The 7344-nt window shown below is 39.6% G+C and carries 4 protein-coding genes; 1 reads left to right on the top strand and 3 read right to left on the bottom strand.

The features are described 5' to 3' along the window. Positions 1-23: 23 nt before the first annotated feature. Both J8L73_RS18130 and J8L73_RS18125 read right to left on the bottom strand, forming a co-directional pair. On the bottom strand, positions 24-2603 hold the full coding sequence (locus J8L73_RS18130; RefSeq protein WP_211019167.1) for a TonB-dependent receptor: 2580 nt from the start codon (positions 2601-2603) through the stop codon (positions 24-26). A 533-nt stretch (positions 2604-3136) separates the two neighbouring features. Beyond that, a complete protein-coding gene (locus J8L73_RS18125) occupies positions 3137-3448 on the bottom strand; it encodes a DUF962 domain-containing protein (RefSeq protein WP_211019165.1) in 312 nt (103 codons plus the stop codon). 159 nt (positions 3449-3607) lie between these two features. Here J8L73_RS18125 and J8L73_RS18120 point away from each other — a divergent pair, with 159 nt between their 5' ends. Further along, positions 3608-5764: a prolyl oligopeptidase family serine peptidase gene (locus J8L73_RS18120; RefSeq protein WP_211019157.1), complete on the top strand. Its 2157-nt coding sequence runs from the start codon at positions 3608-3610 to the stop codon at positions 5762-5764. Positions 5765-5940: 176 nt separating this feature from the next. Here the strand turns inward: J8L73_RS18120 and J8L73_RS18115 are convergent, their stop codons facing one another. Continuing rightward, positions 5941-7233 carry an anti-phage deoxyguanosine triphosphatase gene (locus J8L73_RS18115; RefSeq protein ID WP_211019155.1) on the bottom strand — a complete coding sequence of 431 codons (1293 nt, stop codon included), beginning with the start codon at positions 7231-7233 and terminating at the stop codon, positions 5941-5943. Positions 7234-7344 lie beyond the last annotated feature (111 nt).

The following is a 7344-nucleotide window of genomic DNA, read 5'->3' as shown; positions in this document are numbered from 1 at the left end:
GTATTTTAAATAGTTTGGTACAGTTAAAACTTCATTTCAATTTTGCCGTACACGTAGCGTCCGTTAAATCCATACGGTGAAAAGCTTGAATAAGCAAATAAACGCGAGAAGGTTGATAGCTCTTCAACGTTTTCTCGTGTTGCATCTGGGTAAACGTCAAAAATGTTATTTGCACCCACGCTCAACGATACGTTATTGGTAAGCGCGTAACCGATGTCTAAGTCGGTGATCCATTTTGGTTTTAGCACTTCATTTAGTTCAGCAGTTGATGATGGGTCTTGAGTCTCGCCGTAACGGGTTGTTCTAAGCGTGGTTCGAATATCATCGTTAGTCCACGTAGCACTTAAATTGTATTTGTTACGCGGTGTACTTACCTCAAAACGACGCAGCTCAGTGCCTGAGAATAAGTTGTCTTGATCGAATCCAGCGCCTTGTAGCTCGGCTGGTGGATCAATAATATTGGTTACTTCGTTTTTGCCATAGTTATAGCCTAAGTTAAAGGCAATATCGCCATAGCCATCAGTTGCTACATTGTATGAAGCAACTACATCAACACCACGTGTTTTACTATCAATCGCATTTAAGAAAAAACGACCCTGTGTTGCGCCAGTGCCTGCTAATAGCGCTTCAATTGCATCGCCCGACAAATTGTTAGACAGTACAATACGGTCATCAATTAATATTTGATAGTAATCAACCGATAAGCTGAAGTTAAAGTCGGTAGACCACGTAAAGCCGACACCGTAGTTAGTAGCTTCTTCTGCATCAAGACCTGGTGAGCCAAGGGCTTGTGCTACATCGCTACTTGGTGCAAAGGTACCTGTTTCGGTTGGCTCGCCATCAACAAATACTGTTGCAACAGATGTAAAGTATTGCTGTTGTAATGAAGGCGCTCTAAAACCTGTTGATGCCGATGCACGAATGGCTAAATCTTCAGTGAGCGAATAACGTGTTGCAATTTTACCATTGAGCGTATCGCCAAAATCAGAGTAATCTTCGTAACGCGCTGCAACAGCTATGTTCCAATCATCTGTAAGGTAGGTTTCTAAGTCTATGTAAAAGCTAACATTGTGGCGGCTGTTGTCACCTTCAGACTCTGGGGTAAAACCTGGAAATACTTGTGAGCCTGCAGCACCAAACGGGCCATCTTCACCAGTAACCTCACCACCTGGGCCAAATGTCCCTTGTGCGTATGACGCTTCTTCGCCAGCTTCAATTTCGTAACCTTCGGTACGATACTCTGCACCAAAAGCAACACTTACCGAGCTTTCTAAAAAGCTTACGTCTACTTCACGATTAAAATCTACGTTTAAAGTAAGCTGATCGTAAGTCAGGGTGCCGGCATCAAAGCTTGTTTGGCTAGTAGGGCCGTATGATGTATTTAAGCTATTTATAACACCAAACTCAAATGCATCTTGACCATATACTGCGGATACATCGTAATTCCATTCGTTTAAAAAACCTTTAACGCCAAGTGCTAATGAAAAGTCGTTTATGTCTGAGGTGATCACCGGTAAAAAGCCGTCTGGGTAAATTTCTTCTATATTACGGCTGTCGCTTGCACGGCGATAAAACCCGCCGCCTTCACCTTCACGTTTAGAGTAAGAACCAAATGAATAGAGTTCTGCATCGTTAGTGAGTTGTAGAGCTGAGTTATAAAACACGGAGAAATCTTCTACATCACCATTACCAAAGTTATGGTTGTAACGGTTTACAGTGAGTTCACGAGGGTCGAGCGCCCCATTTACTGAACCGTCATCTATGCGTGCATAATTTTCACGGTCATCGTAGTCGGAGCGGTTTGTAGAGTGGCGGTCGCGGTATTCAGTCGAGATGTTTAAAAAGCCATTTTCACCCAGTTCAAAACCCATATTACCTTGAAGCGTTAATGTTTGACCGTCTGTTAATGAGCGATCGCCGCCTTCGGTAAATGCTAAATTACCATCGCTACCCTCAGATACAGATTCAAGCTGAGGTACGCCGTCCATTTCGGTTACATTCGCGCCATAAATTGCAGCGACAGATCCGCCGCTGCTTGCACTTTTAAGTACAATATTAATAACACCCGCTATTGCATCAGAGCCATATTGCGCTGCGGCGCCATCGCGCAAAACTTCAATGCGCTCAATAGCGTTTGCTGGTATGGCGTTTAAATCTACCGACGAAGAGCCACGACCGGTTGAGCCATTTAAGTTAAGTAATGCATTACTGTGACGGCGTTTACCATTAACAAGTACTAGAGTGTGATCGGGTGCTAAACCACGAAGCTGTGCAGGGCGTACATGGTCGCTACCATCGGTAAGAGATGCCTGCGGAAAGTTAAAGCTTGGTAATAAGTTACTTAATAATGCATTTGTTTCGGTAAGGCCTGAACTTTTAAGTGCATCGGCGCCAATAATATCAATAGGCACCGCGCTATCTTCAACTGTACGACCTAAACGGCGAGAGCCAATAACGCTTATTTGTTCTATGTCTTTTTGTGCTTGTGGCTCTTGCTCTGCTGCATTAATTGAAAAACTACCTAATAAGGCTGCTGATACGCTTAACGCCAGCAGTTTTTGTGGTGCAGTTTGTTTTAATTTAAATAATGGTCTTTTATTCATGTTGTTTTTCCCTCAAACCCATTGAATTATTTTGTTGTTGTATAAGTAAATCTTTAGAACTTACCAAGGCTTTTATGTAAGCCTGTTTTTAACAAATTGCTTTGTTACTTAGAACATATACGGCATTAACAAACCGAGTCAATTGAATAACATTCAATTAAACTGAATGTTTTTATAATTACATTTTACTAATTCATATATTCAAAGTGATTTTAGTTATATAGAAATAGAGATGTGTAAGTTACTGATGGGAAATAAGTTATTTTAACAAAGGCAGGTTAACGTTTAATTAACTGGTAAGATGAGATGATAAGTTAAGGTAGTTATATGTAAAGGTGTATTTTTTATTGGCTTGGCAATTAATTAAGATCTGATTATAAATAAATTTTAAACATAAAAATAAAAAACGACCCATAAATGTTAATTAAATTAACATTTATGGGTCGTTAAAAAAATAAGTACGCTGAAATAGATGACTATATTTTAAACATAGAGGAAATTGCTTTTTTATAAAAAATTGATATAAAAATAAGCTAAAATTTTATCTTGCCAATTAGCATATCCTTAAACATGACCCAATCTCCCCACAAACTATAAAAAGGGTGTTTAAAAGTTGCAGGGCGGTTTTTCTCAAAAAAGAAGTGCCCAACCCAAGCAAATCCGTAACCAATAACAGGCAATAACCATAATAGGGTGTATTGCTGTTTTAATAGCGCAATTACGATAACGGCAAGTACAAGTACGCTGCCCACAAAGTGTAAACGGCGGCAGGTAACATTACGATGCTCTTTTAAATAATAAGGGTAAAATACTTTAAAGCTTTTAAACGTGTGTTCGTTTTTCATAATGTAGTCTTTTATTGTTATTAATTATAAACACCATTAAAGCCTAAGTTTACATTTGTTTACAGCAATAAATGTTACATAACGCATCTGAATAGACAAAAGCACTCAAAGTTAATAGCTTAAGGACACTATTTATAATAAAGAAGAACGGAACTCCTAATGTTTAAACATACTCTAGCATGTGCTCTACTTGTAGCACTTAGTGGCTGTTCAGAGCCAACCAATACGGTAACGCAAGAAGAAGTAAAACCACCTATGAAACAAGTTAACGCAGTTATATACCCAGAAACAAAAAAAGGTGACGTAGTAGATACCTATTTTGAAGAAACTATTGCAGACCCTTATCGCTGGCTAGAAGATGATATGAGCGAAGAGACCGCTGATTGGGTTAAAACGCAAAACAATTTAACGTTTTCTTATTTAGAGCAAATACCTTATCGCGATAAGTTAAAGCAACGCCTTGAAAAACTAATGAACTACGAGAAAATAGGCCCTCCTTTTACAGAAGGGGATTACACTTATTTTTACAAAAACGATGGTCTACAAAACCAATATGTTTTGTATCGCAGTAAAGATGGCGGCGACGTTGAAGTATTTTTAGATCCAAACAAATTTAGTGACGATGGTACGACGTCGATGTCGGGTTTATCGTTTTCAAAAGATGGCTCATTACTAGCGTATCAAATATCTGAAGGTGGCAGTGATTGGCGCAAAATTATTGTTATTGATACTCATACTAAAGAGCAAGTCGAAGAAGCACTTGTTGATGTTAAGTTTAGCGGCATAGAATGGCTAGGTAACGAGGGCTTTTATTATTCAAGTTACGAAAAACCTAAAGGTAGTGAGCTTTCGGCTAAAACTGATCAGCATAAAGCGTATTATCATAAGTTAGGAACAAAGCAATCTGCTGACATTGTGGTATTTGGTGAAACCAATGCGCAAAAACATCGTTATGTTGGCGCTGACGTAACCCATGATGGTCGTTACTTACTTATATCGGCAAGTACGTCTACCTCAGGCAATAAGCTGTTTATAAAAGACTTAACAAAAAAGAACAGCGAATTTTTAACGGTTGTTGATAATACTGATTCAGATGTATCAGTGATTGATAATGAAGGCAGCAAGCTGTTCATTGTTACTAACCTTAATGCGCCAAACAAAAAAGTAGTGACAGTAGATGCTGCCAATCCAACACCTGACAACTGGGTCGATTTAATTCCAGAGACAAAAAACGTATTAAACCTTACAAAAGGTGGCGATACCTTTTTTGCCAATTATATGGTTGATGCGATCTCGAAGGTTAAACAGTACAACAAAAAAGGTGAGTTAATTCGTGAAATTGTTTTACCAGCTGTAGGCACTGCACATGGCTTTGGTGGTAAAAAAGATCAAACAACGCTTTATTATTCATTCACTAATTACACAACACCGGGCACAACCTATACATTTGATGTATCAACTGGCGAGTCGGGTGTTTATCGTAAGTCGGCTATTGATTTTAATAGCGACGATTACACCTCTGAGCAGGTGTTTTACACATCAAAAGACGGCACTAAAATACCAATGGTAATTACCTACAAAAAAGGTATTAAACTTGATGGGTCAAACCCAACTATTTTATATGGTTACGGTGGTTTTAATGTAAGTTTAACGCCAAGTTTTAGCCCCGTTAATGCACTTTGGCTTGAGCAAGGCGGTGTGTATGCCGTTGCTAATATTCGTGGTGGCGGTGAATACGGTAAAGATTGGCATAATGCGGGCACAAAACTGCAAAAGCAAAATGTGTTTGATGACTTTATTGCTGCAGCAGAATATTTAAAAGATAAAAAATACACCTCTAAAAAGCGCTTAGCACTTCGTGGTGGCTCTAACGGAGGCTTACTAGTTGGCGCTGTAATGACGCAGCGCCCTGATTTATTTCAAGTGGCTCTACCTGCCGTAGGTGTACTTGATATGCTGCGCTATCATACATTTACTGCGGGTGCTGGCTGGGCATACGACTATGGCACCAGTGAGCAAAGTAAAGAGATGTTTGAATACATAAAGGGGTATTCACCACTTCATAATGTAAAAGCAGGTGTTGAGTACCCAGCTACAATGATCACAACGGGCGATCATGATGACCGCGTTGTCCCATCGCATTCGTTTAAATTTGCCGCTGAGCTTCAAGCAAAGCAAACGGGGAGTAATCCAGCACTTATTCGTATAGAAACAAATGCAGGGCATGGCGCTGGTACGCCAACAAGTAAGGTAATTGAGCAATACGCTGATATATTTGGCTTTACGCTATATAACATGGGTATTGAGTCTTTTTAATGTTAGCTAGTTAGTTATACCAATCTGCTTATATATGGGGTCTATTTAACGTTAAGAAAATTACGCTAGAACTAGGCAAAAATTTTTGTATCTAGTTGTTCTAAATAAAAAATTTTTAACGACGTTATAGTGCAATTTAATTCGTTAAATTGATCAAAGATTTATGCAGGTTGGTATTATTGCATAGGTGAAAACAATCGTTGATACGTTTTATAAGCGTATTCGTCGCTCATTCCGCTCAAATAATCGCAAATAATACGCATGCCTTGGTTTTGCTTTTGCGCTTCTATGTATTGTGCTTGAGTTGTTTCGGGTAATAAACGCAGCGGGTCGCTTGCAAACGCAGTAAATAACTCTATTAGTAAATTTTGACCTTTAAACTCTATTTGCTGCATTTCGGGGTCGCGTATTAAGCGTTGAAACACAAAGTGTTTGAGTATTTGTAGCACTTGCTCGTACTGCGCGTTTAACTTTGCGGTGTATTTTAAAATAGGGCATTCAAATGCATCGTTTTGTATATCTAACTGTATATTAATAATAAAGGTATTAACCAGCTCGCCTATTGCATCTTTTCGTTCAAAGTCATTTTTTGAAAATAAACGCTGCGTGAGAGATTCAAGCATGGCGTTTAACCACTCATAATTAAGCGCATTTAAATGAGGACGCGCATGCGTTTGCCAATCATCTAATGTGAGTACGTGGGTTGCAATGGCATCTTCTAAGTCGTGTACGGCGTAGGCTATATCGTCGGCGTGTTCCATTATTGCGCTGTCGAGTGATTTATATGTTGTTTTAGCGCGGTATTTATCTATAGGTGCATTGTTACTTAAAAGCTGTTTATCGCTTTGGCTTAGCGGCGCTATGATCCAGTTAAATATAGCGCAATCATCGTTATACAATCCTTTGGCAGGTCGCCAATCATCCGCTTTAATAAATGCGCGTGTGTTATTTGCCTCTGGAATGGTGTGCCATAACTCGTTAATAAAAGCAGGGTATTTGATAAAACCAAGCAAAGTACGGCGTGTTAGGTTCATACCGTGCCCGTTCGAGTAGGGCTCAAGCTTTGCAACGATACGTAATGTTTGCGCATTGCCTTCAAAACCACCGTGATCTCGCATCATATAATTAAGGGCTATTTCGCCTCCGTGGCCGAATGGCGGGTGCCCTATATCGTGGGCTAAGCATAAGGTTTCAAGTAGCCCTGTTGAAGGAAAGTGCTCAAAATCACTGTGCTGTGCTCTTAAATGGCGCAGTATGCCGGTACCAATTTGCGATACCTCTAAAGAATGCGTTAAACGAGTGCGGTAAAAGTCGTTTAGGCCAATTCCCATAATTTGAGTTTTGGCTTGTAAGCGCCTAAATGCTGCAGCATGAATAATACGGGAACGATCTACCTGCCAGGGTGAGCGGTTATCGTTTGGGCGATGTTTATATTGTTCTATTATTCTACTTTGCCATTGTTTATGCATACAGCTTTACTCACAAAACGTTATTAAACACGGTATTGGCTCAGTATACCTTTGCAGTTATAAATTGCGAATGAACAAAGTACGCTATTCGCCTTTATAAAGTGGCTTAGG

It is taken from the genome of Pseudoalteromonas sp. MMG006 (assembly GCF_018101025.1).
Taxonomy (GTDB): Bacteria; Pseudomonadota; Gammaproteobacteria; order Enterobacterales; family Alteromonadaceae; genus Pseudoalteromonas.
This window is presented reverse-complemented; position numbering and strand designations above follow the sequence as displayed.